At 52.5% G+C, this 646-nt stretch carries 1 protein-coding gene; it reads right to left on the reverse strand.

Features of this window, described 5'->3' with window-relative positions; translation table 11 throughout:
• Positions 1-253 precede the first annotated feature (253 nt).
• On the reverse strand, positions 254-646 hold a 393-nt coding region (locus AACY52_RS29145), incomplete at its 5' end, for a hypothetical protein (protein WP_339561192.1).

Consider the following 646-nt stretch of genomic DNA (forward strand, 5'->3'; position numbering starts at 1 on the left):
AGAGCCACTGGTCGAAGATGTTGGCGGTCTCGCGCAAATGCTCGGAGACCTCGCCGATCGCCTCGGGAACGCGAAGCGTCAGAAGGCGATCGATCAGGGCCGCGCGGGCGGCCTCAAACGGATTGGGTTGCGTGTTGCGGTGGGTGGAGGTGGTGTCTGCGGCGGCCGACATGGGGGACTCGGTTGGTGGGAACGGAGCCAATGTAATCCGGTAATCTTACCGGGTCAATACATTTCCGGTACAATTACCGGATCACGGTTTCGTTAAAGGCGTTCTCTCTAACTCCAATGCCGCGCGGAAGTCGGATGTCAGTTGGTCAACTGCCTTACGAATTTGCTCTGGATGGTCTTTGGCTGTTGATGAGATTAGAATGTCATCCTGAAACATTAACTCATTGATATAATAAACTGTTTTCCTGTCATGCAAATCTAAATATGGACCGTTATCCTTCACTTCCAGCGTGACTGATGACACGCAAAGACCGATCGGCAAAAGGATGGTTTTGATCCACACCTGCAAGGATGGCCGGCTCTCAAGGCTCGCCGGATTATAGTTTTTTAGCGTCACGGTGCTCCCGCTCATACGCATCAAAACTGTCGATGAAAGCAGGTCAGGTGTAATCCCACATTGTTCGGTGGTCGGCAT

The organism is Pseudomonas sp. EA_65y_Pfl1_P113 (genome assembly GCF_963970525.1).
GTDB lineage: Bacteria > Pseudomonadota > Gammaproteobacteria > Pseudomonadales > Pseudomonadaceae > Aquipseudomonas > Aquipseudomonas tritici.